Genomic DNA, 25,213 nt, shown 5'->3' with positions numbered 1-25,213 from the left:
AGTCAGACTCCAGCGGCGAGGATTCGCGTGCGCTCTTCCTCGGTGCGCGTCACATCCTCGACGGGGATGTAGAAGTCGCGCTTGTAGTTGAAGGTGTGGCCGATGGCGACCGCGACGATGCCGATGAAGCTGAGGCCCGCGAGCCACCAGATGTACCAGATCAGCGCGAAGCCGCAGAGCGTCGACAGGGCGGCAAGGATGACGCCGGCGCCGGTGCTGCTGGGCATGTGGATCGCCTGATAGCCGGTCAGCGGACGCTGATAGCCATTCTTCTTCATGTCCGCCCAGCTGTCGGCGTCATAGACGACCGGCGTGAAGGCGAAGTTATATTCCGGCGGAGGCGAGCTGGTCGCCCACTCCAGGGTACGGCCATCCCACGGATCGCCTTCGACCTTCAGTTCGTCGCGCTTCCAGATGGAGATGGCGAACTGAAGCAGCATCGCACCGATACCGGCCGCGACGATGGCGGCGCCGATCGCGGCGATGACGAAGTAGATCTGCAGCGACGGATCGTCGAACACGCGCATGCGGCGGGTCACGCCCATCAGGCCCATGATGTACAGCGGGGTGAAGGCGAGCCAGAAGCCGACCTGCCAGCACCAGAAGCTGACCTTGCCCCAGAACACGTTCAGCTTGAAGCCGAAGGCCTTGGGCCACCAGTAGTTGATCGCCGCGAACAGGCCGAACAGCACGCCGCCGATGATCACGTTATGGAAGTGCGCGATCAGGAACAGCGAGTTGTGCAGCACGAAGTCGGCCGGCGGAACGGCGAGCAGAACGCCGGTCATGCCGCCGACCGTGAAGGTCAGCATGAAGGCGACGGTCCACATCATCGGCAGCTCGAAACGGATCTTGCCGCGATACATGGTGAAGAGCCAGTTGAAGAGCTTCGCACCCGTCGGGATCGAGATGATCATCGTCGTGATGCCGAAGAAGCTGTTGACGCTGGCGCCCGAGCCCATGGTGAAGAAGTGGTGCAGCCACACGAGGTAGGAGAGCACCATGATGCAGCAGGTCGCGTAGACCATCGAGGTGTAGCCGAACAGGCGCTTGCCCGAGAAGGTCGAGGTGACTTCCGAGAAGACGCCGAACAGCGGCAGGATGAGGATGTAGACTTCCGGGTGACCCCAGATCCAGATCAGGTTCACGTACATCATCGGGTTGCCGCCGAAGTCGTTCGTGAAGAAGTTGGTGCCGGCATAGCGGTCGAGCGACAGCAGGACCAAAGTGGCGGTCAGGATCGGGAAGGAAGCGACGATCAGGATGTTCGCGCAGAGCGAGGTCCAGGTGAACACCGGCATCTTCATGAGGGACATGCCCGGCGCGCGCATCTTCACGATGGTCGCGATCAGGTTGATGCCCGACAAGGTCGTGCCGACGCCCGCCACCTGCAGGGCCCAGATATAATAATCGACACCCGTGGCCGGGCTATAGTCGATCCCCGAAAGCGGCGGATAGGCGAGCCAGCCGGTCTGGGCAAATTCGCCCAGGAACAGCGAGGCCATCACCAGCACCGCGCCGCCCGTGGTCATCCAGAACGAGAAATTGTTCAGGAAGGGGAAGCTGACGTCGCGGGCACCGATCTGCAGCGGGACGATATAGTTCATCAAACCGGTGATGAACGGCATCGCCACGAAGAAGATCATGATCACGCCGTGGGCCGTGAACACCTGGTCATAGTGATGGGCGTTGAGATAGCCCTCGGACCCGTTGAAGGCGAGCGCCTGCTGGAGGCGCATCATGACGGCGTCGGCAAAGCCGCGCAGGAACATGATGAGGCCGAGCACCATGTACATGATGCCGATCTTCTTGTGGTCCACGCTGGTGAACCATTCCTTCCAGAGATAGCCCCAGAGCTTGAAATAGGTCAGCGCCGCAACGACGGCCGCGCCGCCCAGCACCACCGCGCAGAATGTCGCGACGACGATGGGTTCATGCCATGGGAACGCGTCCCATGTCAGACGACCGAAGATCATCTGTGCTGTTGTGAGTGTACCGGTCATGTCTCTTACCGATGCTGCGCGTGCGCGTCAGCGCCGCTGTGAGAGGAGTGATTGGCCGGGGCCTTTTCGGCACCGGGCGCATCGGGGGCGGTTTCCTTGCCCTCGTTGCGATCGGTCTGGTCGATCACATGGCTGTTGGGGAAGTCGTACTGGAGGCCTTCGGTCTCCTTGGCCGACTCCTTGCCCGCGCCGCCCATCTGGTTGATGTGCATCAGCTCGCCCATGCAACGCTGGCCGGGCTTGGGGCAGAGATTGACGACCGCGTCGAACAGCTTGGCATCGGCGGTCGAGAAATAGGCGACGGGCGCCTTTTCGCTGGGCTTGGCCAGGTTCAGATAGACATTGCGGTCGAGCGACGCATTGCTGGCCTTCACCTTGGCGACCCAGGCGTCGAAGCCGGCCTGGTCCAGCGCCTTGTAGCCGAAGCGCATGTGGGTGAAGCCCGCGCCCGAATAGTTGGCGGAGAAGCCGGTGCCGGTGACCGGCTTGTTGGCGACGGCGTGGAGCTGCGTCTTCATGCCGGGCATCGCGTAGATCTGGCCGGCGAGTTCAGGGATATAGAAGCTGTTCATCACGGTCGAGGCAGTGATGTCGAAACGGACCGGAACATTGGTCGGCAGCGCCATTTCATTGACGGTGGCGATACCCTGTTCGGGATAGATGAAGAGCCATTTCCAGTCGAGCGCCACGACCTGGACGATCAGCGGCTTGACCTTGGGATCGATCGCAGTCTGCGCGTCGATGCGGTCGAGCGGACGATAGGGGTCCAGCTTGTGGGTGCTCACCCAGGTCAGCGCGCCCAGGCAGATGATGATGAGGAGCGGGGCCGACCAGATGAGCAGCTCCAGCTTGGTGGAATGATCCCAGTCGGGGTCATATTCCTTTTCGACCGCCTTGTTCGCGGCGCGGTAACGCCAGGCGAAATAGACGACCAGTGCCATGACGGGGATGACAATGAGGAGCATCAGCGCGGTCGAGATCAGGATCAGATCGCGCTGCTGCACCGCAATGTCGCCCGACGGGTTCATCACGACCCAGTTGCAGCCCGCCAGCGGCGCCGCAAGGATCGCGGAGGACCAGCGCAGAAGCCGGCTCCAGTTGGGTGAGAGAGGGTGTGACATGGCGCGCGGTTACCGATTCCGCACGCCATGCGATAGTGGGCAATTTGTCCAATTATGTGCGGACGCAAAAAATGTTTCACATGTGGGATACTGCTTAGACTCTGTGGGTTTTCTGTTATGTTGCCATTCTCTGGCCGTCGGGAGACCCAAAACAGGCACCGTCGGCCCAGCCAGGGAGCGGATGCCTATGACTTCACAGGCCATTGCCTTCACCTCCAGTTCGCTTGAGGATGATGCGCGCAAAATCAATGCACGCGACCACAGCATTGCACCGGGAGACATCTCCATTGGTGTGATCATTGGCCGCACCTCCGAATTTTTCGACTTCTTCGTTTACGCCATTGCTTCGGTTATCGTTTTTCCGAACCTGGTCTTTCCCTATGTCGATGCCCTGACGGGCACGCTCTATTCCTTCGCGATCTTCGCCGTCGCCTTCATCACGCGTCCGATCGGGTCGCTGATCTTCATGGCGATCGACCGGCGCTATGGCCGCGGGACCAAATTGACGGCGGCCCTGTTCCTGCTGGGCGGGTCGACCGCGGCGATCGCCTTTATGCCCGGTTATGCGACGATTGGCCACTATGCCGCTGTCGTTCTGGTGATCCTGCGCGCGGCGCAGGGCATTGCGCTGGGCGGGACATGGGATGGCCTGGCGTCGCTGCTGTCGCTCAACGCGCCGCCGCACCAGCGTGGCTGGTATGCGATGGTGCCACAGCTCGGCGCGCCGCTGGCGCTGCTGGTGGCCAGCGGTCTGTTCGCCTTCTTCCTGCTGACGCTGTCGGAAGCGGACTTCCTCGACTGGGGCTGGCGCTATCCCTTCTTCGTCGCCTTCGCGATCAACGTCGTGGCGCTGTTCGCCCGGTTGCGCATCGTGGTGACGCATGAGTTCGAGCGTTTGTTCGAGCAGAAGGATCTGGTGCCGTCGCAGGTTCTGCCGACGGTCAAGGCGGAAGGGCGCAACATCATCATCGGTGCGTTCGCGCCGCTGGCGAGCTTTGCCCTGTTCCACATGGTCACCGTGTTTCCGCTCAGCTGGGTGGTGCTGTTCACCGATCAGCCGATCGATCGCTTCCTGGTGATCGAGATGATCGGCGCATCGGTCGGCCTGCTGGCGATCGTGGTGTCGGGCTTCATCGCCGACCAGATTGGTCGTCGCTCGCTGCTCGGCTGGTCGGCCCTGGGCATCGCGATCTTCGCGGTGGTGGCGCCGCTGCTGCTCAATGGCGGGGATCTGGGCGAAGTCGCCTTCATGATCCTGGGCTTCATGCTGCTGGGCCTGGCCTTTGGTCAGTCGTCGGGCGTGGTGGCGTCCAACTTCGCGACCGAGGCGCGCTATACCAGTTCGGCGCTGACGTCGGATCTGGCCTGGTTGGTCGGTGCCGGCTTCGCGCCGCTGCTGGCGCTGCTGCTGTCGGTGAAGTTCGGCCTGGCCGCGTCGGGCATCTACCTGCTGTCGGGCGCGGTTGCGACGATGGTGGCGCTCTACGTCAACAAGGAGCTGGCGGCGCGGGATCGCTGATCCCGGCCGACGGCCTTGGCAAAATGGGAAGCGTGATCGGCCCGGCCGGTCACGCTTTTTTTGTGGCGGCGACCCGTGCCTTCATCCGGGCGAGGCCCTTGCGGTCGAACCAGCCGATCGGGCCGGGGCGGGGGCGCCAGCGCGGCAGCCAGTCGGGATAGAGGCTGACCAGTTCGCGCGGCAGGCCGGCGGGGCCAGCCCGGCTCATGATGTCGGAGACGATGCGGTTCTGATAATAGCGGACCGAATAGTTGATCAGCCGCTTGTAATGCATCCGCCAGGTCAGCGGCCGGGTGAGGCCGACCGGTTCGCAGGCAAAGCCCGCGCCCTCGCAGGCCAGCACCCGCTCCAATTGCCAGTCGGCATCGCTTGCCAGATCGGTATGCGCCCAGGAGGCGACCAGCCCGTCATCGCCGACCAGATCGTCGGGCAGGCGCAGGCCGCTCGCGCGGATGGCGGCGACGAAGCGGCCGGACAGGGCATAGAGATCGCCGAAGATGCCGCGCTCGATCCGCAGGTTGCGCCGATAGGTTTCCACTTCGCGGCCATTGACCGGCATGCCGGCAGCGGCGTTGGCCTGCGGGTGGGCGGCAAGGTCTGCCACGAGCGCGTCGATCGATCCGGGCGCGATCTGGGCATCGCCGTCGAGGAAGATGACGGCGTCCTCCGTGCCGGTGAGCAGGTGATGGACGAAATGGTTCCAGGTGCGCGACTTGCCGCCGGCGGCGATGTCATGGACGATCACATGGGGGCGGCCGGCGGCGGCGGCGCGGGCACGCGCCACGGTGCGGTCGGTGGTGCCGTTCACCAGTACATGGAAGATCGTGTCCGGGCGGTCGAGCGGCAGCGAGCCGAGGCAGCCGGCGATCCGGCGTTCCTCCTGATGGGCGAAGATGGCGACGGCGACGGCCATGGCGGGATCAGCGGAAGTCCCAGCCCTGCTGGCCATGTTCGATAGCGTCCGGGCCATCGGTTTCGGCCTGGGGCGTGGCGCGCAGCGGCACCAGGATCGAGACGATCAGCGCGGCGATGGCGGTGCCGACCAGCGCCCACAGCGCAATCACGACCAGGCCGATCGCCTGGGCGAGCAGGCTGGCGGTGGCGGTGATGCCGGCGTCGAACCCGACCCCGCCGAGCAGCGGCAGGACGAACAAAGGCAGCAGCAGCGCGCCGGTCGCGCCGCCCAGGCCATGGACGGCGAAGATATGGGCGGGATCGTCGATCCAGGCGCTCGCGAAACCGGCGCCGATGCGGGCGATGATCGCGGCGGCGAGGCCGATCAGCATCGCCCCGCCGGTGCCGACCAGGGCGGCCGATGCGGAAATGGCGGCGAGGCCGGCAATGGCGCCGGACAGCAGGCCGGTGGCGCTGGCATGGGCGCCGAGCAGCCGGTCGACCAGTGCCCAGCCGAGGCTGGCGGCGCAGGCGGCGAAGAAGAGGTTGAGGATGGCGGTGGCGGCATCGTCGGTGGCGCCCAGCGCCCAGCCGCCGACCGCACCGGCGTAGCCGACCCAGAAGAGCGCACCGCCGGTGATGGCGAGGATATGGGCATGGCCGCCACCCTGGGCATCGCGGGGACGCCCGGCGACGAGGGCCAGGGCAAGCGCGGAGAAGCCGGCGAGGACATGGACGACCAGGCCGCCGGCAAAGTCCATCGCGCCAAGCTGTGCCAGCCAGCCGCCGCCCCACATCCAGTGGGTGATCGGGGCGAAGACCAGCAGCAGCCAGAGCGGCGCGAAGGCGGCGACCCAGCCAAGACGGGCGCGGCCGGCGATCGCGCCGACGGCGATGGCGCCGGCCAGCACGGCAAAGCCCATCTGGAACAGGACGAAGGCGGATTCGGGCACGGTAAGGCCGTCGCGCAGCGGGGCGAGATTGGCGAGCAGCAGATTGCTGCCGCCGCCCAGCCATTCGCTGCCCGGCGCATAGGCAAGGCTGTAGCCGGCGAGCCCCCAGCCGAGCAGGATCGTCGCGCCGGCAACCAGCGTCTGGGCCATGGCGGCGAGCCCGTGGCGGACATTGGCAAGCCCCGCATGACGCAGCATCAGGCCCGGCAGCGCGGCGAGTAGCAGCAACAGGGCGCAGGCGATCATCCAGCCCGTGTCGCCGCTGTCGGGCGCCGCCACCTGGGCTGCGGCCGGCTGGGCCAGCAACAGGGCGGCAAGAACGGGCAGGGCAAGGGCTGGGCGCATGGAGGAAGGTCCGGTTGGGGTCAGGTCGCCCTGACTAGCGCGGGCAGGGTAAAGACTTCCATAAGCATGGCAATGTTCCGGCAGGTTGATCCGCCGCCGCGCTGTTCAGAAACCCTCGGTGCCGCACTGGATGCGGCCGGTGCCTTGATTTTCGACGGTGCAGATCGGCTTGCCGGCGACGCTGACATCGCCCGATCCGGTCGAGCGGATGCTGACCGGGCCGTTGGCGGTGAGGGCGACATTGCCCGAGCCGTCGTTGAGGATCGCGGCCTGGCGCGCGACCAGATGGTCGGCGACGATCGCGCCGGGGCCGCTGATGCGCAGATTGGCGACGCCGGCGGTGCCGGCGAGCGTGGTGCGGCCGCCGCCGGCGAGCGTGACCTGGAGATTGTCGAGCTGGAGCGACGCGACGCTGACATCGCCATTGCCGCCCTGGACGATCTCGCCATTGAGCCCCTTCATCGCGCTGACCGCGACGGCGCCGCCGCCGGTCAGGACCACGCGGTTCACTTCGCCGGTGGAGAGGCGGATGGTCGCGGGGCCAAGACCCTTTTCACCCGGTTCGGGCCGTTCCATCGAGATGATGGCGAGCCGGCCCGAGACATCGACGCGCAGCCGGTCGAGCGCGCGCTGGTCCCCCTCCGCCCGTGCCGAGACGCCGGTGCCGGTGGTGATGATGACCGTGACCGGGGCGTCGACGCGGATCTGGTCGAAGCTGGTGATGGTATAGCCGCGGGTGGCGGCGCCGGCGGGGGAAGCCCCGGCCAGTGCCGCCGCCGCTGCCAGCATCAGGGGCCGCAATGCGCCTCGCCCGGTCCCATCGTGTTCGTCGTGCATTGCGCCTTGCCCTTCACCTTGACGTCGCCGGTGCCCATGATCTTGATAGCGACCGGACCGTCGGAGGCAAAGTCCATGTCGCCGGTGCCCATGACTTCGGCGGCGGCACGGCCGAGCTTCAGCCCGACGGCATCGATGTCGCCGGTGCCGGTGATCGACAATTCGCCCTGATCGGCGGTGCCGGCGAGGGTGATGCTGCCCGATCCGGTGATTTCCGCCTTGAGGCTGCCAAGCTTCACCTGGCCGATGTCGAGATCGCCCGAGCCGGTGAGCGAGAGGGCGAGTTCGGTCCCTTCCGCCTTGTCGAGGGTGAAGTCGCCCGAGCCGGTGACGTCGATCGCGCGGATCGCGGGCAGGGTGACATGGATGGTCGCGCCCTTGCCGCCGTCGACCTTGTTCCACATGCCTTCGGACTTGCGACCGATCTGGAGCGTGTCGGCCTTCACTCGGATGTCGAGCAGGGCGACCGACTTGGGATCGCCATCGGCGGTGACCGAGAATTTGGGGCCGATGGTGACGACGACATTGTCAGGTCCGGTCACGTCGATGCGGCTGAAATCCTTGAGCGCGGCCCAGTCCTGCGGGGTGCTGGCGGCGGCCGGGGAGTCGCCGTTGCCGCCGCCGGACTGATGGTCGTTGCCGCGCGAGCAGGCGCTGGTGGCAAGGCCGACGGCGAGCAGGGTGGCGAGGGTCAGGTGACGGGGCAGGGGTAGGCGCGGCATCATTATCTCCATGCTGTATTATCTTTACAATACACTCTTGCCGTGGCGGTTCCAAGCCCCCTTGTTCGTCGGGCAGGATAAGGCATGATATCTGCAGGATAAAAGAAGGGTATTCCACCGATGCGCAAGCTGTTTTCCGCCCTGCCGCTGGTCGCGATGATGGGAGCGGCGGCCAGCGCCGCGCCGGCTGAGGATGATCCGGCGGCGCGCGGCGCGACATGGTGGCGCCACGTCCAGATATTGGCGGCGGACGACATGCAGGGGCGCGGCACCGGCACGCCGGGCTATGACAAGGCGGCCGACTATGTGATCGGCCAGTTTCAGGCATTGGGCCTGAAACCCGCCGGGGTCGAGGGCTATAAGCAGCCGATCGCCTTTGTCGAGCAGACGGTGCTGTCGGGCGAGAGCAGGGCGAGCCTGGTCGGCGCGAGTGGCGAGACGGCGCTGGCGGTGCCGGGCGACATCATCTTTTCCGGCAGCGGCGGCCCGGTGCCCGGCGCGATCGACGCGCCGATGGTGTTTGCCGGCTATGGCCTGCATCTGCCCGAAGTGGGCCATGACGATTTTGCCGGGCTGGACCTGAAAGGCAAGATCGTGGTGGTCGTTTCGGGCGGGCCGGCGGAGATCAGCGGCGCGCTCAAATCCCATGCCCGATCGGAACGGGGCCACTGGCTGGCGGCGCAGGGGGCGGTCGGCATGATCAGCCTGGTGACGCCGGGGCAGGTCGAGATTCCCTGGGACCGGCGCAAGGCGCTGGCGAGCGCGCCGGCGGTCTATTATGAGGATGTGGCGATGCGCGACACGCAGACGCCCTTCCTCAATGCCCAGTTCGACCCGGCCCGGTCGGCCGACCTGTTCGCCGGCAGCGGCCAGGATTTCGCGGCGGTCGCGGCGGCGGCCGATGCGTCGAAGCCGGTCGCCAGCTTCCCGCTGACGCTGCGGCTCAAGGCCGCGGTCGCGGCCAGGCGGGTGGCCTTGTCCTCACCCAATCTGGTGGCGGTGATGCCGGGCAGCGACCCCAAGCTGGCCAAGGACTATATCGTGCTGTCGGCGCATCTGGACGGCTATGGCGTCGGCACGCCGATCAAGGGCGACGCCATCTATAATGGCGCGCTGGACAATGCGTCGGGCGTCGCCAGCCTGATCGAGATCGCCAAGGCGTTGAAGGCGAGCAAGGTGAAGCCGAAACGATCCATCCTGTTCACCATCGTCACCGGCGAGGAAAAGGGCCTGCTGGGATCGCGCTATTTCGCGCGGCGGCCGACCGTGCCGAGCAAGAGCATCGTCGCCGACCTCAATTTCGACATGGCGCTGCCGATCTTCAAGCTGACCAGCGTGACCCCGGTCGGCTATGACCAGAGCAGCCTGGGCCAGGATGCGGCGGCGGTGAGCGAGGCGATGGGCCTGCCGATCACGCCCGATCCCTTCCCCGACCGCAACGTCTTCATCCGGTCCGACCAATATGCCTTCATCCGCGAGGGGATACCGGCGCTGTTCTTCAAATATGGCTTCAAGGCCGGGACGCCGGAAGCGACGGTGGAGAAGGCGTGGCGCGCGAACATCTATCATTCGCCCTTCGACGACGCGAACCAGCCGGTGATGCCGGCCGAGACGGCGAAGCTGAACGATTATGTGACTGCGGTGACGCTGCGGGTCGCCAATGCGGACACGCGGCCGAGCTGGAACAGCGACAGCTTCTTCAAGCGGTTCGTGAAATAGGCGGTTCGTGACATAGGGCGCAGGGCGAGCGGCGGAGAACGATCATGAACCAGGCCAGGCGCGTGCTGACCGGATGCGGGCTGGTGCTGGGGGCGGCGGGCTTTTTCCTGCTGGGCATAGGGGTGTCGCAGCGCGCGGCGCATCGGCAGGAGGCGCCGCCTTCTGCCGTGTCGCCGGGCGGGGCTGCATCGGTGCCGTCGGGCCGACGGATATTCTCTCCCTCGATCGCGGGAGACCCCTATGTCCTGCAGCAATGGAAGGAGGCCGTCGAGAAGATGGAGCGGCGCTGTCGCGAGGCGGGGGAATTTTGCGCCGAAGCCAGGGCGGCCAGGGAACAGATGGACGAAATCTGATAATCGATCGGTTATGGGTTTGGCTTTGCTGGCGGGTGCGCCTTCGCGATGCCGGTTTCATCCAATGACGATGTCGCTGGCGTAAAGCTGGATGCCGACGCTGAACTGAATTTGGGCAATCAGCGTGGCGGGGGCCGCGCCGCTGCCATCGGGATCGAAGAACAGCATCCTGCTGTCCTGCGCATAGAGGAATCGATCATTGGCATCGATTGCCACGCCGTTGGCATTGCTGGAAAAATTGCTGTCGTCCACGCTGGTCAGGCCACCCACGGCGCGGCCGGCCACGACCAGCCGATCCACGCCCTGTTCGAAATCGCGGACGGTATCGCCACCTTCGGCCAGATCGCGCCAGACGAAGCTATCCTTGCCGGCGCCGCCGAGCAGGCGATCGGCGCCGAGACCGCCATAGATCCTGTCATTGCCCGCGCCGCCGGCGACGGCATCGTCCCCGGCGCCTCCGTCCACTATGTCGCGGCCTTCACCGCCATCGAGTTGGTCATTGCCGCTGCCGCCATAGAGCCGGTCGTCGCCCCATTCGCCCCACAGGATATCGGCGCCATCATCGCCGAACATTATGTCCGCATCCGACCCGCCATAGAGTATGTCATCGCCGGCATCGCCATGGATGCGATCATCGCCGTTGCCGCCCGAGAGCGTATCGCGATCATCGCCGCCATATAGGCGATCGGCACCGTCGGCGCCGACAATGTCGTCCGCGCCGGCGCCGCCAAGGATGAGATCCGTGCCCGCGCCGCCATCCAGGCTGTCGCCGCCGCCCCGGCCGAACAGCACGTCATCGCCGCCATCGCCCCTGAAATCGTCGTGCATGTCGCCGCCGATCAGCCTGTCCCTGCCATCGCCGGCCCGGATGATCGCCTCGCGAGGGCCGAGCAGGACATAATCGTCGCCCGTGCCCAGATAGGCGATCAGCACTTCGATGCCGTGGATCGTGACCAGGGTGCGCGGGGCCGTGCCGTCGCCCGCATCGGCGGTAATGCGTTCGAAATTGGGCAGGATCTTCAGCTTCTGCGTCATTTCGCTGAGGTAGAGATAAGCGAGGTCGGTGCCCTCGCCACCGTCGATCCGGCTGCCGAACACGTCCGAATAGCGGCTGGCAATGCCGAGATGGATGCGGTCTCCACCCGATCCGCCGAGCAGCACGTCCCGGCCGCCGCGGCCATAGAGAATGTCATTGCCACCGCGCCCGACGATCCGGTCGCGACCGGTGGTGCCGCTCAGAATATTGTTATTCTTGGTTCCATAGCGATTGGCCATGACGGTCGATCCTTCTCCAGTCCCCTATTGGCGCGAGACCGATGACGGGACGGCGGATTTGTACGCGCGATATTATATCGATCCGCCGGGCTTGGAAAGCATGGCGGCCAATTGCGCAGGGCTTGTTTTATGGTACTGGCGCGGTCTGGCGCCGCCGGTCGCATCCTCAGGATGGCAGGGCGCTAGCGCCCCGCGCCGCCATCGACAGGCGATAGAGCGCCTCGCCAACATAACCGCGCAGGCTGATCTTCGAGAAATTGACCGTGGCGTCGGCGGGCATGCAGGCCGAAACCATCGGCGTGACGGCGGCGAAGGCGGCGCTTTCGTCCGGTCCGCCGATCGGCGAGAGGATGAGCGCGCGCGCTTCGAGCGGGCCGTGGCGGACGGCGCAGTCGGCCAGGCGGCGCAGGGTTGCCCGTGCGGATGCCGCTTCGTCCGTGGGCGCGCCTGGTTGCGCATAATCGATCGGCGGCACGGACGTGAAATCGGACACGCCCTGACGCGCGAAGGTGACGCGATACATCGCCTCATAAGCGGCGGCGCGATAGAGGGCTTCCTGAAATTGCATCTGACCGCTGATCAGGCAGTCCTCCGTCGCCAGCCGCGCGCCCATTGTCTGGGCCTCGACCGATTCCGGCACGGTGTCGAGATAGCGTTCCACGCCATGGCGCCAGCGCCGGACCGTGCAGGCGGCGAAATCCTGCATGATATGGCGCTTTTCGGCGATGCCGAGCGTCTTTCCCGCCGGGATGTTGGCAGCCCGATGGTCGATGATGCTGCCGGTCTGGGCCAGTGCCGACGTCGTGAAAAAGACGATCACCAAAGCGGAATAACGCAAAATATTGTCCCCCTTCCGGATGGATTCAGAACCAATGGTGGGAGACGCCCTCTGCGGCCCAGCGGAACATTTCCTTGTGGCGCCTATGCACTGGCTTGCCGGAATGGCAAGGCGCGATCGGAACGGCTGCCGATTTTGCGACGCCGCGGTCTGGTGCGCTCAGCGCCGGGGCCTGCAATTGCCGACGCGGGTGCCGGTGATCGACATGAGAAATTCTGCGTCGCCGCCCATGGGGCTGCCCAGATCGCGGGCGGGCGCGCTATTGACCTCGAACAGGCGGATGTTGCGTTTTATCTCGACACTGCGCGGGCCGATTGCGCCTTCCAGCTTGCCCTGCATCCGCACCCCCGGCCCGAGCCAGCAGCGCTGATTGCCGTGTATGGCGGCGCCGTCGCCGTCCAGTTTCCATTGCCGGCAATAGCTGGACGTGCCGGGGCCGGCGAAACTGTCGTCCAGCATGGTTTCGATCGTCGCGTCGATCGTGCCGTCGGGGATGCACAGGTTCCAGGTGCGGATCGGCAGGGTGCGGGCGCTGAAATGGCGGATCACGGTCTGGTGCTGGCTGAACGCCCATTGGCCCGCGAGGATCGGGTTGGGGCGGCCGGTGACGACGATCGGCGGCCCCTTTGGCGGGGCGGGTGGTTGGTCTGGCGAGGTTGGGGACGGGGTGGCTTGAGGCGGGCCGGCCATGGCGGCGACGGCGGCCGGCGCGGGCACCGGCACGACCTCATCCTCGAAACTGGCGATCTTGGCGTTGATGCAGGCCTTGCCACCGGCCGGATCGCTGACGCCCTCGCGCACGCAGGCGCTGAGCATCGCGCACATGATCCGGTCGATCCGGGCGTCGCCGCTGGAACGGGTGATGACGCATTGGCGCAGGTCGGTGCCCAAGGCGGCATAATCGATCTTCACCTGGCGCATCTTGCGGGCGATGACGACGATCTCATCGTCGGCGGGGGAGGCGGCGGCCGGTGCGGGCGGATGGTCCTGCGACCGGGCCGGGATGGCCGCCAGCAGGGCGAGCGACAGGCCGCAGCGCAGCGGGAATGAGGGGAATGCCGAATGTCCTGCCATGAACCCTCCCGCCATGGGGCGTCACGCGTGCGCGCGCCATGGCAAAGAATAGGCGAAAAGCCGGGGCGCGGCCAGAGGGGCCGGCATTGCGCCTGTATCGCGGAGAGGGCGTGGCGAGGGGGCTGCGAACTGGGGTGGGGTGGTAGCTTTGGGGTGGTCTCCCGCCCTTCCCCTCCCGTAAACGGGAGGGGGAGCGAGACTTGCGCGCGCAGCGCGTTAGTCGCAGCGGGGTGGGCTATCGCGACTTCCAGCCCACCCCCTAACCCCCTCCCGCCTGCGGGAGGGGGAACATGTCCCCACTTGGTCGAAACCTGATGGGGTGGACGCCCCCCGACAGCCTTTATGGCAAAGTGGAGGTGTTGAAGCACCACTGAGGAGGCGTCCGTGTCACAGGTTACCACAATCGGTCTGGATATCGCCAAGAACGTTTTCCATGCGCATGGCGCTGACGAGCGGGGTGCGATGGTGTTCAGCCGCAAGCTGACGAGAGCAAAGCTGCTCGAGTTCTTTGCAGGTCAGCCGGTATGCATAGTAGCGCTCGAGGCGTGCGGCGGCGCCCATCATTGGGCGCGTCAGTTACAGACGATGGGGCACGATGTGCGGCTGATCCCACCATCTTACGTGAAGCCATTCGTGAAGCGGAACAAGAACGATGCGATTGATGCTGAAGCGATTGCCGAGGCTGCGCAGCGCCCAGGCATGCGCTTCGTGGCGGTGAAAAGCGAAGAGCAACAGGCCGCAGGGCTCGTGTTCCGCACACGTGACCTAGCGGTGCGGCAGCGCACTCAGCTGATCAACGCCATTCGCGGGCACCTAGCGGAGTATGGTTGGGTAGCACCGCGCGGCACAGCGCATATGACAATGCTCGCCGACCTGCTCGAGGATGAGGAAATGACTTCAAGTCTGCCTGCAGCGGCACGGCCCATGTTCAAGCTCATGGTCGACATGCTGGCCGATCTCGACAAGCAGATTGCCGTGCTGGACCGTGAGATCGCACGGCGTGCTAAGGAGGATGAAGCGGCCAGGCGGCTAATGACCATTCCAGGGATCGGTCCTATCGCTGCGACCGCCATCATCGCGCTGGCCCCGCCGGTCGAGACGTTCCGTAAGGGGCGCGACTTCGCGGCTTGGCTTGGCCTCGCCCCCCGTCAGCACTCGACCGGCGGCAAACAGCGGCTCGGCAGCATATCGAAGATGGGCGAGCGGACGATCAGGCGACTACTGATTATCGGAGGTAGCTCGATGGTGCGTCAGGCCTGCCGGTTCGGCGCGCCGGCCGGCTCGTGGCTGGAGCGGATGCTCGCGCGCAAACCGCGCATGCTCGTCTCGGTGGCGCTCGCCAACAAGATGGCGCGCATGGTCTGGGCACTGCTCACCAGAAATGAAGATTACAGAGCTCCGGCAGCAGTTGCGGCGTAAGCCAAGGCAGCGGCCAGAGGCGTCGGGGACGTAGGCGGTCGAAGGAGGGTATGGCACAACAGTCGGCGAGACGGGGCTGGAAGAACCAGGGAATGGCAGAGCGCTAACCAAGCGCGTAAACCTGTAATGGATCCGGTCCGCGAACTCCCATACTGGCCCGCAGCATATGGCGCTGCTCATCGAGGCCGGACAGATGACAGCATCCGACTACGTGCCAACAAACCCCGATTTACTGCTTGCATCCGAAGGGGCGTCCACAGATGCCAATCTCCATGGGCGTCATCCCGGATCAAGACCGGGGTGACGGAACGGCGAGGGCAGCTTTTCTGAGCGGCGATCGACCAAACCGATGGCAGTGCATGGCCGGACCCTGTCCGGGGCGGGCATAATGTCCCATGGTCATCCCCCTGTTCCCGACATAGGAGGCGGCGTTCGATTGCCGTCGCGGCGATCCTGAAGAACATGGTTTCTTGTTGGCCGGGATGTGTTCAAGATCATGGACTGGTTTCCTGTTGTTTTCATCCTGTTCAAGGTCGTCGTGCTGGGGGCGGGCATGTTCTTTGCCGTCCGATGGCATTATGAGCAGGACAGGAAGGCGCAGAAGGGGGCGGTGCTGAGCGCGGTCGGCAAGATCAGCCTGGCCCTGCTGCTGGCGCTGGTGGGCCTCCTGTCCCTCACCTTCATGCTGGCGCGGATGCTGGGCATGGATATGGCCCTGTGATTTTGGTGCTGTGATTTCGGTGCTGTGATTGTGGTCCGCATCGTGCGTCGCGCGTTCGGATCATCGTTGCGCTGACGGGCGGCTTGTGCCGGATGGGCGCCTGTGCCGGAGGGGTGTCAGCCGCGCAGACGGTCGAGGCGATGCTTCAGCTTCCTCTGCAGCAATTCCCAGTTTGTCACGCCCTGGATCACGCCGCCATTGGCGACGATCATCTGTTGCAGCCGATAGGTGTCGACATCCTGGATATCGACCCGGTCGCGGTCGATCACGGCCAGGGCGGCGGCGGTGCCGGCCGCTTCGCCCAGCGCCATCGAGGTCGGCTCCATGCGGATGGTGGAGAAGGCCTGGTGGGTCGCCGCGACGCAGAAGGGCACCATGAGGTTGGTGCATTGGTCGCGATGCGGCACCATCAGTTCGAAGGGCAGCGGCGCGCGCTGATATTTTCCGCCGGCGGGCAGCATGAAATGGCCTTCATTGACGATGCCCCATTGCCCCCGTTCGTCCCGGACCGCGATGCGGCTGGCGGCGTGGCTGTCCTGCCAGTAGGAGGCCATGGCGACGATCGAGGGGAGGCGCGGGGGCACGCCATCAATATCCGACACGTCCCGGCCCGACCAGGCAAGGCCATTGTCCAGCCGCCGCGCCTCGCGCACATAGAGATGGGGCGACCAGCCGGGCGTGTCGGCGGGATGGCAATCGGTGTGGCGGCCGCGCACCAGCCCCCAGTTGCGCACATCGCGTTGCAGTCCGGCGGGAATGCGGGGATCGCGGCCATGGGCCATGGCGTGGAACCAGCCGCGAATATAATTTTCATGCGCCTTCCATATGCGTTCGCGCGCATCATAGTCGGCCGCCGGATAGGCGCGGTTGAGGCCGACCGCGTCGAGCGACATGGTGCCGCGATTGTTGATGTCGTAGATGCCCGGCGCGACCTCGTCCGCCTTCACCAGATCGCGGGCGAAATGCCAGTCGCGGCCATAGACCTGGCCAGCGCGCCGGCGCCGGTCGAAATCGCGAAACAGCAGTTCATAGTCGGCCTCGCGATAGCCATCGGGCGCGGTGGCGGGCAGGTCGAGCCGCAGTTCGGGCCGATCGGTCATGGTCAGGCGGAAGCAATAGGCCTGCACGCCGTCGTCGGCGGCGCCGACCGGCCGGTTCGGCGCGGGATCGACGCCGGCGATCAGGCGGCCCGACGGCTGGTCGACGAAAGGGTCGATCGGCAGGATATTGTCCTTCTGCGGCGGATCGGTCCGGGTCAGCAGCTCATAGCGTGACCCGCGATAGCCATTATAGGGATTGGCTCGGTCGGCGGCTTCGCGCCCGACCCTGGTGCTGATGCCGGCGCGGGCCATCAGGTCGCCTTCATAGGAGGCATCAATGAAGATGCGGCCATGGGCGCGAACGCCCGAACGGGTGATGATCTCGCGGATGGCGCGATCGGTCCGGTCGACGGTCTCGACCCCGTCCGACCAGAGGACCGGCACCCCGGCGGCGTCGAGCAGGTCGCGGAAATAGGGGGGCAGCAACGGCCGGGTCGAAGGCGTAGCGATTGCCCGGCATGCCGCCGGACGCCGCCAGTGTGGCCATGGTGGTGCGGGCATAGCCGCCGACCGCATCGATATCGCGTATGTCGGTCCAGCTGAGCCCGCCGGCCAGCATGCCGCCGGGCTGGATTTCGCGCCAGCCGCCGATCAGCACCGCCGACGCGCCCAGATTGGCGGCGCTGACCGCGGCGATGACGCCGGCGGGAGTGGCGCCATAGACGACGACATCGGCATCGGCCCAGGCTTCCCCGGCGAGCGCGGTGCGGCGCGGATGGATGAGGGCGGCCGGCTTGCCGCTGGCCTGATGGCAGCTGACCAGGCCGGCCGCACCCGCTGCGCCCGCCATCGTCGCCAGAAACGCGCGTCTGTCCATGACCGCCCCCATCCCGGATTGCCCCTGCAAAGGCTTTCCGATTTGCGGGGGCGTGGAAATTCCGGTCGAACACCTAATGGATTGCGCGGTCAGGGCCGGGCAGGACAGAAGTGAACAGTTGCAATATGCGACTGGTCTGGCAGGATCGGCGCTCCACCACCAGAAAAGCAGGAGTGGGTGCATGATCATCTATGGCGCGCGGCCGTCGCCCTTTGTGCGCAAGGTCATTGTCTTTGCAGCGGAAAAGGGGATCGCGGTCGAGGTGCGGCCGGCCGGGTTCGGTAAGGGCGGCGAGGCGTTCGAGCGGGCGTCCCCCTTTGGCAAGATCCCGGCCCTGGTCGATGGCGATTTCGCGATCAGCGATTCGACCGCGATCATAACCTATATGGATGCGCTGCATCCCGAGCCGAACCTGATCCCGACCGAACCCAAGGCGCGGGCGCGGACGATATGGTATGAGGAATTTGCCGACACCATCGCCCAGCCGGTGGGCGTCGACATCTTCTTCAACCGGGTGGTCGGCAAGCTGCTCGACATGCCGCATGACCCGGCCCGTGCCGACCGGGCAGAGGCGGAGAAGATGCCGGGCATCTATGATTATCTGGAGGCGGTTCTGCCCGATAGCGGCTGGCTGGTGGAGGATCGCTTCACTTTGGCCGACATTGCGGTGGCCTGTCCGCTGATCAATGTCTGCTATTGCAGCAGCGGGTTGAAGGACGGGCGCTGGCCCAGGGTGAAGGCCTGGCTCGACGGATTGCGGGCGCGGCCGAGCTTTGCCGGGGCGATGGCGCAGGAGGCGCGGATGCTGGGCAAGGCTGCATAACCCATGTGGAACATTTTGCTTGACATCGTCACGCTGATCGGGCAGATAAGAGGAAAGTCGATAATTGCAACTCGCCGGCCTCGGTCGGTGGTGGCGCGATGGGTCGGCTGGGTTGTGGACGGCCGGGTTTTCGAGGGCGGCTTTTGGGGCGGCTTTTGGGGCGGCTTTTGGGGCGGCTTTTGGGGCGGCTTTTGGGGCTGTGCCTTGGGGCTGTGCCTTGGGGCTGTGCCTTGGGGCTGTGCCTTGGGGCTGTGCCTTGGGGCTGTGCCTTGGGGCTGTGCCTTGGGGCTGTGCCTTGGGGCTGTGCCTTGGGGCTGTGCCTTTGGGCTGTGCCTTTGGGCTGGTCTTCCAGGTCAGGATTGGCAGTCGGTCCTTGAGGGCTGGTGCTTGACGGTGCGGGGCTTTTGGGATGCCGGCGCCGCGATGCGATGCTGACAGATATTGCCTTCAGGTGAGGCGAAAGGGGCTGGTCCGATTGGGCCGGCCCCTTTTGCGTTGGGCGTTGGGCGTTGGGTGTGCCGGCGAGGCCGCGCTGCGCTGCTGCCGATGGCGGCATGCGGCGTGTGGTCGCGCGACGGGGCGATGGTTCGGGACAATCTGGGGAGGGGGCGATGGCGGCGCGAAAGGGAGCGGCCGGACGGCCGGGGCGCGTGGTGCAGCGGCAGGCGGCGGGCGACGGGGTGCGGACCCAGGTGCGCAAGGCGCGGCGGGACGCGTGGAGCAAGGCGGCGTGCGCGCGCTTCCTGACGGAACTGGCCGAGACCTGCAATGTCAGCGAGGCGGCGCGGATCGTGGGACGGAGCCGGCAGGCGGCCTATAATCTCAAGCGGCGCGATGCCGAATTTTCGCGCGATTGGGACGCGGCGATCGAGCAGGGCTATGGCGAGATCGAGGCAATGCTGATCCGGCTGGCGCTGCATGGCTGCGAGAGCGAGGAAATCATCGAGGATGGCGAGGGCGCGGTGAAGACCCGCAAGGTCAAGCGCGCGCCCAATCCGTCGCTGGGGCTGCAATTGCTGAAGCTGCATGCGGCCCAGGTCGCGGCGCGCCGGGCGGCGCGGGGCGATGCGACCGGACCGGGCAGCCCCGAAGCGATCGCCAGCGTCGAGCGGGTGCTGGCGGAGATACGCCGCCGCCGCGCGGCGGCGGGGACGTGATGGGGAGGCCTGGTTTGCGGAAGGCGGAGCGGGGCGCTGGGGCGCGTGGATAAATTCGGATGGCCTGAAAGCTACCATTTGTTGCCTATCGCGTATAATAATGTCTTTCTCGATTGCCGCCGTTCCATTCGTCCCGTAGCCCCGTTTAAGTTGGAGTGCGCAGGATGGAATTTGAGAGCATCGCAGAAAGCATTTTATTTGAGGATGGGGTCGCACAAATCGCATTCGATCTGAGCGGATCACCAGCCGCTTACGTCATAATCTCACGTCCAGAGCACGGGGACGCTGCGAACGATTTTTTTGGCGAAGACCATTATGTCGAGGTTAGAGATCAGCTTCATGGTCGTTACGGAGCAATTGAGACGCTTCGCATCGTAGATGCCTTTCGGCTTCGTATGCAGCTTAGAAGCAGCATTCCCAATATTGGAGCCGATTTCATCATCGTAACGAGGTTGCCAATGTCGGACGCGATCTTAAATCAATTGCGAGCTTTGGAGCGCGGCTGACCGGAGTGTCAGATATCCAGCAAATCTGGCGTCAAAGCCGATCGCCTCAAATCCACCCCTGATAGACGCTCATCGCGCCGATCGGCACGAGGCGCACCCGTAGCGGTCGGTCCGCTCCTGGGCGAAAAGCCGTCCGACGCGAAGCGACCATTTGTTGCCGTTAGAGCAGCGCTCAGCCTTTCTCGATTGCAGACATTCGGGGTCGATGGCACCATTACCTTATGCAGCGTTATCCGTCTCACCAATCAGTCCCGTCTGCGATCCATGAACGAGTGTTCTTCGTGCTGTGGATTGTCATGTCCGCTTTAGCGGTTCTCGCAGACGGAATTGACTTGAATGACCATCCTGACCGCGCCCATGAGATATTGGCGCACATGGGCATCGCTTTATTATGGTGCGTTCCATTTGGCGTAGCGGGATTTATTCTGCGTTGGCGGCGGTTAAAGAAACAGGCGAAGCGGCAAGCATTCCTGTCTACCATTGCAAATTTGAAATAGCGTCGGCTATTCGCCTTTATCAGCGCAAACCTGACAGTCCGCCATCCACCCCATCCCGGCCATTCGACGGGTACCGAATTTGTCCAAAAGGCCTAATGTCCCCCAATGAGCGATCAGGCGATGCTGACGAAAATCAATGGGTTGATGTTGGCGGACGCATTTGCGCCGGGGCATCGCTCCATGGCTCTGTCGGCCGGGGAGGCTGTGGTTCGCGCGCTGACAAGGCGACAATGGACGGAGCGATTTGCGGTCCAGGCTGAAGGGCAGGGCGTGCTGATTCCGGCGCGCCTCCAGTTCGCGTCTGACCGGCTGCGATTGAGCAAGGACGATCCGGCCTGGGGTTATGCGCGCGCGTTGCAGACGCGCAGCAGCGATGGCTTCCTGCGCCAGGCCGCCGCGCGCGATCTGATCGAAGATTTCCAGCCCTGGGCGGCCCCGTTCATCGTCGCGCTGATCGGCGAATATATCGTGGAGATACTGGAAGACATAGCGGCCGCTCTCACGCCGGAAATGACCCTGGCGCTGGCCGCTTTCATTGCTGAAAATCCAGCCTATTGGCGGACGACCAAGTGCCGCGTGATGAGCTATTGGGACGCCTATTATCGGCATGGCGGCTATGACATGCCGATCATGCATGGACCCCTCATGGAAGAGCCAAGCTATTGGGGCCGGCTGAAGCGCCGCATGCTGCGCTATTGGAATGTCGGCCATCAATATGATCGCGGCAATGGGATGCATCGCAGCTATCGACGGGACGAATATATCGGTTTCAAGCTGATCGATCGCCTCGACCTGGCCGTGACTGGCCAGGCCTGACGAAGGAGGCGATGGCGCGTTCTGGCGGTGAGGCCCTCTGCGGGCTGTCGTGAGGAGAATGAAGCGCCCCGGCGCAAGCCTGTCCCGAGCGTCCTATCGGAACGCCTGGCGCCATTTGATCCCGCGAGCGACGGTCAGGGGGGGCGGGGACTGGTGGCTATTGAAACGGAATGAAGATTGGCTGACACTGCGATATGGCAAGGAAAAAGCTGATTATCTGGCTGCACCGTATCGGCTATGTCACGACAGCAATAGTCGCCGCACAACTCGTTGGCATCGGCATCATTGGCCTCCGGCTCTGGAATGAAGATAGGCAGCGACTAGCCTATGCCCTTGATAAGTCGCGAACCCACAAAGGCCCACTGTCGGCTCAGAAATTGCGTTTTCGACCCGATGCGATTGATGTTCTGGCGACACTTCCAGCACTTCAAAGAAATGGGCTGCGGATGGTGGCGAGGCCTGCTCTTAGAGATAGTTGGATTGCCCTGTCTCTCTCAACATCATCTAATGGCAACGCCCAAGGCCATCTGAAAATTTTCGCCCAGCCAGATGGTCAGGAAAATAACCTTTCAGCCCAGAGGTCGTTGGATTTCTCAATATCAAACACGGAAGCAATTAGCCTTCTTTCCGATATAAGCATCATGACTAACGATTGGGATGGTGAACGCTTGGCGTGCCTCGACGGGACCGGTTTTGCTTTTGAGCTTTCGCTCGATGGCGAGGTGACATCGGGCCAAGGAAACTCCGCATGCAGCGACCATTATGGTGCAGTCAGCCAGCGTGTGCAGAAATCTATCAATCGTTTTATTCCAAAGGAGTTGCGACCTACGGGTGGAAACTGGCGACCGCTTTAGGGAGGCTGGGAGGCAACTCTAGGTGCCTTCTTCTGGTCGCAACCCGTCGATCCCCGTTGGCGGGATGCCGGGCTTGACCCGGCATCCCGCTTTTCGATGCAACAGATAAAGAAGCGGGACCCCGGCTCAAGGCCGGGGGTATCTGACCGTTAGCCGTCAAAGTCCGACATCGTCATTGCGGGCGTAGCGATGCAAGGGGGGAGATCGTCGAGGCCCGCCTTTGAGCGTCGGGCTTTTGCGGTTGGGCGCTTCCTCTGATAGTCTGAGCACGAGGTTTTGGAGATCGGGCGATGCTGGTTGGGCTGATCCTGTTGGCGGCGGTGGGGGCGATGATCGCGCTGTCGGTGCGCGCCGATCGGCGGTTCCGGGCGATCGACCGGCTGCCGATGCAATGGACGCTGACCGGGACGGTGAGCTGGCATGCGCCGCGGGCCGTGGCGCTGGCCTTCACGCCGGTGCTGGGGACGATGCTGATCATGGTCATCGGCGCGATGGCTTTGTGGGTGCCGCCGCGCGCCGGGCAGGAGGGGCTGGTGATCCCGGTGCTGCTGGCGATCGCGGCGGGCATGGTGGCGATCCATGCGCTGCATATCTGGATGATCGGGCGCTGGGCGAAGGCGCGGCACTGAACGGGCATTGGGGCTGAGGAGGCGAGGATGCGGCGTGTGACCCGGAGCAGGATGGCGCTGATGCTGATGGCGCCGATGGTGATGATGCTGCCCGCTGGCGCGCGCGCCGCGCCGCCGACAAGCTGGGCCAAGGCGGGCGTGTCGCTGGCCGACTATGCCGGCGATGCAGGGGCCTGCGCGGAGGCGACGCGGGACAGGGCGGTGACGGTGCGGCCGGAGACGGCGCAGGCGCTGGATGCGCTGAGCATGGTCGACCTGACGATGATCCTGCGGACCTATGGCGGCGATAGCGATGCCAGCCCGCTGATGGCGGCAGCGAATATCGGCATGCATCATGACGACGCCAATGTGGCGCGGCGGACGGCGAATTTCGGCGCGAAATATCAGGCGATGACGCGCAGCGACGTGCGCGCGCAATTGCAGGCGGCGCTGGACCAGTGCCTGGTCGATCGCGGCTATGTGCGGATCATGCTGACGCACGACCAGGCGCGCGGGCTGGCGAAGCTGAAGCGCGGGACCGCCGAGCGCACCGCCTATCTGCACGCGATCGACAGCGATCCGGCGGTGATCGCGGCGCAGCGGGTGGTGGAGGAATGACGGTGCGGATCGGGATTTTCTTTATGAGCCTGGCCTTGTGCGGGGCCTTGTTCTGGAGCGGGACGGCGCTGGTCGCGCTGATGATGGGATGGCTGGTCGCGCATCCGTGGGTGGCGAAGGCGATGGCGGCGTTGCCGATGCTGGCGTTGCCGCTGATGGCGGTGATGGTTTCGCGCGGGCGGGCAGAAAACGGGGCGCGCTGATCGGTTGGGCGCCGCCGCTTTACAGGGCGGTGCGGGCGGGTAAGACACTCGCCCCATGAAGAAGATCATCCTGCTCGCCGCCGCTTCGGCCCTTGTCACTCCTGCTCTGGCGGCCCCCGCCGCGCCGGCTGCGCCCGATGCGGCGCGGTTGAAGGCGACGGTCGAGAGGCTGGTCAGTTTCGGCACGCGCCATACGCTGTCGAGCGCGACCGATCCCAGGCGCGGGATCGGTGCGGCGCGGGCCTGGGGCAAGGCCGAGTTCGAGAAGATCGGCAAGGGCTGTGGCGGGTGCCTGAGCGTCGAGACGGTGGCGGATCGCTTCACCGGCCCGCGCGCGCCCGATGGCGTCGAGGTGGTCGATGTGCTGGCGATCCAGAAGGGAATGGGTGATCCCAACGAGGTGGTGATCGTCGCCGGGCATATCGACAGCCGCGTGACCGATGTGATGAACATCAGCAGCGATGCGCCGGGCGCCAATGACAATGCGTCGGGCACGGCGCTGGTGATCGAGGCGGCGCGGGTGCTGGCCGGGCAGAAATTCAACGGCACGATCGTCTATGCGCTGCTGTCGGGCGAGGAACAGGGGCTGTGGGGCGGCAAGCTGCTGGCGGCCACGGCCAAGGCGCGCGGCTGGCATGTGCGGGCGATGCTGAACAATGATATTGTCGGCAACACGGTAGGCCAGAATGGGCAAGTGGTCGCGGATCGCGTGCGGGTGTTTTCCGAAGGCATTCGCGCGGGCGACGACGCCAAGGCGAACCTGACGCGCCGGGCGATCGGCGGTGAGGATGACGGCCCGTCGCGGGCGCTGGCCAAGGCGATCGACGGCATTGCGCAGGCGGACCCGGAGATCGGGCTGGAAGTGCTGGCGGTGCGGCGGTTCGACCGGTTCGGGCGCGGCGGCGACCATTCGCCCTTCCTCGACCTGGGCTTCCCGGCGGTGCGCTTTTCGGTGGGGATCGAGAATTATGACCGGCAGCATCAGGACCTGCGCACCGAAAATGGCCGGGTCTATGGCGACACGGTCGAGGGCATGGACTTTCCCTATCTGGCGAAGGTGACGGCGCTCAATGTCGCGACGCTGCGGCGGCTGGCCGATGCGCCGGCGGCGCCGGCGACGGTGTCGCTCGATGGCGCGCTGTCGATGGACACGCGGGTCTTTTGGGACGCGGTGCCGGGGGCGACGGCTTACAAGGTCTATTGGCGGCGCGCGGACAAGCAGGAGTGGAGCGACAGCCGGGTCGTGACCGGCGCGACGCAGACGGTGCTGAAAGATATCGTGGTCGACGATCATTTCATCGGCGTCGCGGCGGTGGCCAAGGACGGGGCGGAGAGCCTGGTGACGTTCGGCGGGATGGCGCCGCGTAAGTAGGATTTGGTTCGCGCGGAGGCGCGGAGATTTTTGGAGGAGGCCGCCCTCG

At 65.1% G+C, this 25,213-nt stretch carries 25 protein-coding genes; 14 read left to right on the top strand and 11 right to left on the bottom strand.

All coding sequences use genetic code 11. The features are described from left to right. Positions 1-2 precede the first annotated feature (2 nt). A complete protein-coding gene (gene cyoB, locus VHN57_RS13185) occupies positions 3-2,003 on the bottom strand; it encodes a cytochrome o ubiquinol oxidase subunit I (protein WP_004207841.1) in 2,001 nt (666 codons plus the stop codon). A gap of 5 nt (positions 2,004-2,008) precedes the next feature. Continuing rightward, positions 2,009-3,124 carry a ubiquinol oxidase subunit II gene (gene cyoA, locus VHN57_RS13180; protein ID WP_423284118.1) on the bottom strand — a complete coding sequence of 372 codons (1,116 nt, stop codon included), beginning with the start codon at positions 3,122-3,124 and terminating at the stop codon, positions 2,009-2,011. 187 nt (positions 3,125-3,311) lie between these two features. Here cyoA and VHN57_RS13175 point away from each other — a divergent pair, with 187 nt between their 5' ends. Continuing rightward, positions 3,312-4,643, top strand: a complete 1,332-nt coding sequence (locus VHN57_RS13175; protein ID WP_010338183.1) for an MFS transporter — start codon at positions 3,312-3,314, stop codon at positions 4,641-4,643. Between the two features lie 49 nt (positions 4,644-4,692). On the opposite strand, the gene VHN57_RS13170 is transcribed toward VHN57_RS13175, so the two are convergent. The 4 genes from VHN57_RS13170 to VHN57_RS13155 form a co-directional block, all read right to left on the bottom strand. Further along, positions 4,693-5,556: a glycosyltransferase family 2 protein gene (locus VHN57_RS13170; RefSeq protein ID WP_278986646.1), complete on the bottom strand. Its 864-nt coding sequence runs from the start codon at positions 5,554-5,556 to the stop codon at positions 4,693-4,695. Between the two features lie 7 nt (positions 5,557-5,563). After that, complete coding sequence (locus tag VHN57_RS13165) at positions 5,564-6,835, bottom strand: ammonium transporter (protein ID WP_278986645.1); 1,272 nt, start codon at positions 6,833-6,835, stop codon at positions 5,564-5,566. Positions 6,836-6,940: 105 nt separating this feature from the next. Continuing rightward, complete coding sequence (locus VHN57_RS13160; RefSeq protein WP_037512490.1) at positions 6,941-7,672, bottom strand: GIN domain-containing protein; 732 nt, start codon at positions 7,670-7,672, stop codon at positions 6,941-6,943. Next, positions 7,624-8,394: a head GIN domain-containing protein gene (locus VHN57_RS13155; protein ID WP_423284115.1), complete on the bottom strand. Its 771-nt coding sequence runs from the start codon at positions 8,392-8,394 to the stop codon at positions 7,624-7,626. The genes VHN57_RS13160 and VHN57_RS13155 overlap by 49 nt, the downstream gene beginning before the upstream one ends. Before the next feature lie 120 nt (positions 8,395-8,514). On the opposite strand from VHN57_RS13155, the gene VHN57_RS13150 reads away from it, so the two are divergent. Both VHN57_RS13150 and VHN57_RS13145 read left to right on the top strand, forming a co-directional pair. Next, positions 8,515-10,113 carry a M28 family metallopeptidase gene (locus tag VHN57_RS13150; RefSeq protein ID WP_423284113.1) on the top strand — a complete coding sequence of 533 codons (1,599 nt, stop codon included), beginning with the start codon at positions 8,515-8,517 and terminating at the stop codon, positions 10,111-10,113. A 44-nt stretch (positions 10,114-10,157) separates the two neighbouring features. Beyond that, a complete protein-coding gene (locus VHN57_RS13145) occupies positions 10,158-10,466 on the top strand; it encodes a hypothetical protein (protein WP_278986639.1) in 309 nt (102 codons plus the stop codon). A 57-nt stretch (positions 10,467-10,523) separates the two neighbouring features. Here the strand turns inward: VHN57_RS13145 and VHN57_RS13140 are convergent, their stop codons facing one another. The 3 genes from VHN57_RS13140 to VHN57_RS13130 form a co-directional block, all read right to left on the bottom strand. Beyond that, the gene (locus VHN57_RS13140) at positions 10,524-11,741 is read right to left on the bottom strand and encodes a calcium-binding protein (protein ID WP_278986638.1); all 1,218 of its coding nucleotides are present in this window, start codon (positions 11,739-11,741) and stop codon (positions 10,524-10,526) included. A 166-nt stretch (positions 11,742-11,907) separates the two neighbouring features. After that, the gene (locus tag VHN57_RS13135) at positions 11,908-12,579 is read right to left on the bottom strand and encodes a hypothetical protein (protein ID WP_278986637.1); all 672 of its coding nucleotides are present in this window, start codon (positions 12,577-12,579) and stop codon (positions 11,908-11,910) included. 159 nt (positions 12,580-12,738) lie between these two features. Then, complete coding sequence (locus VHN57_RS13130; protein ID WP_423284110.1) at positions 12,739-13,653, bottom strand: hypothetical protein; 915 nt, start codon at positions 13,651-13,653, stop codon at positions 12,739-12,741. A gap of 384 nt (positions 13,654-14,037) precedes the next feature. Here VHN57_RS13130 and VHN57_RS13125 point away from each other — a divergent pair, with 384 nt between their 5' ends. Beyond that, positions 14,038-15,072 carry an IS110 family RNA-guided transposase gene (locus VHN57_RS13125; protein WP_423283039.1) on the top strand — a complete coding sequence of 345 codons (1,035 nt, stop codon included), beginning with the start codon at positions 14,038-14,040 and terminating at the stop codon, positions 15,070-15,072. Positions 15,073-15,568: 496 nt separating this feature from the next. Further along, complete coding sequence (locus tag VHN57_RS13120) at positions 15,569-15,793, top strand: hypothetical protein (protein WP_004207829.1); 225 nt, start codon at positions 15,569-15,571, stop codon at positions 15,791-15,793. Between the two features lie 116 nt (positions 15,794-15,909). On the opposite strand, the gene VHN57_RS13115 is transcribed toward VHN57_RS13120, so the two are convergent. Further along, a complete protein-coding gene (locus tag VHN57_RS13115; protein WP_278988444.1) occupies positions 15,910-17,277 on the bottom strand; it encodes an FAD-dependent oxidoreductase in 1,368 nt (455 codons plus the stop codon). Beyond that, positions 17,168-17,710 (bottom strand): FAD-dependent oxidoreductase, encoded by a 543-nt coding sequence (locus VHN57_RS13110; protein WP_278988441.1) that lies wholly within the window; start codon positions 17,708-17,710, stop codon positions 17,168-17,170. The genes VHN57_RS13115 and VHN57_RS13110 overlap by 110 nt, the downstream gene beginning before the upstream one ends. A 181-nt stretch (positions 17,711-17,891) precedes the next feature. On the opposite strand from VHN57_RS13110, the gene VHN57_RS13105 reads away from it, so the two are divergent. From VHN57_RS13105 to VHN57_RS13065, 9 genes are all read left to right on the top strand, one after another. Continuing rightward, positions 17,892-18,533 (top strand): glutathione S-transferase family protein, encoded by a 642-nt coding sequence (locus tag VHN57_RS13105; protein WP_423284108.1) that lies wholly within the window; start codon positions 17,892-17,894, stop codon positions 18,531-18,533. A 611-nt stretch (positions 18,534-19,144) separates the two neighbouring features. Next, on the top strand, positions 19,145-19,690 hold the full coding sequence (locus VHN57_RS13100) for a hypothetical protein (protein ID WP_423284106.1): 546 nt from the start codon (positions 19,145-19,147) through the stop codon (positions 19,688-19,690). A gap of 164 nt (positions 19,691-19,854) precedes the next feature. Further along, complete coding sequence (locus tag VHN57_RS13095) at positions 19,855-20,196, top strand: hypothetical protein (protein WP_278988168.1); 342 nt, start codon at positions 19,855-19,857, stop codon at positions 20,194-20,196. A gap of 617 nt (positions 20,197-20,813) precedes the next feature. After that, entirely contained in the window at positions 20,814-21,509 is a 696-nt protein-coding gene (locus VHN57_RS13090; RefSeq protein ID WP_423284104.1) for a hypothetical protein, read from the top strand. A gap of 194 nt (positions 21,510-21,703) precedes the next feature. Next, positions 21,704-22,363 (top strand): hypothetical protein, encoded by a 660-nt coding sequence (locus tag VHN57_RS13085; protein ID WP_423284102.1) that lies wholly within the window; start codon positions 21,704-21,706, stop codon positions 22,361-22,363. Between the two features lie 290 nt (positions 22,364-22,653). Then, on the top strand, positions 22,654-22,992 hold the full coding sequence (locus VHN57_RS13080; protein WP_278988157.1) for a hypothetical protein: 339 nt from the start codon (positions 22,654-22,656) through the stop codon (positions 22,990-22,992). Between the two features lie 27 nt (positions 22,993-23,019). Next, positions 23,020-23,589, top strand: a complete 570-nt coding sequence (locus VHN57_RS13075; protein WP_278988154.1) for a hypothetical protein — start codon at positions 23,020-23,022, stop codon at positions 23,587-23,589. Continuing rightward, a complete protein-coding gene (locus VHN57_RS13070; RefSeq protein ID WP_423284100.1) occupies positions 23,586-23,792 on the top strand; it encodes a hypothetical protein in 207 nt (68 codons plus the stop codon). Before VHN57_RS13075 ends, VHN57_RS13070 begins: the two co-directional genes overlap by 4 nt. 55 nt (positions 23,793-23,847) lie before the next feature. Then, positions 23,848-25,164: a M28 family peptidase gene (locus tag VHN57_RS13065; protein ID WP_423284098.1), complete on the top strand. Its 1,317-nt coding sequence runs from the start codon at positions 23,848-23,850 to the stop codon at positions 25,162-25,164. Positions 25,165-25,213 lie beyond the last annotated feature (49 nt).

The sequence above is a fragment of the Sphingobium salicis subsp. salicis genome (genome assembly GCF_049472635.1).
Lineage (GTDB): Bacteria > Pseudomonadota > Alphaproteobacteria > Sphingomonadales > Sphingomonadaceae > Sphingobium > Sphingobium yanoikuyae_A.
This window is presented reverse-complemented; position numbering and strand designations above follow the sequence as displayed.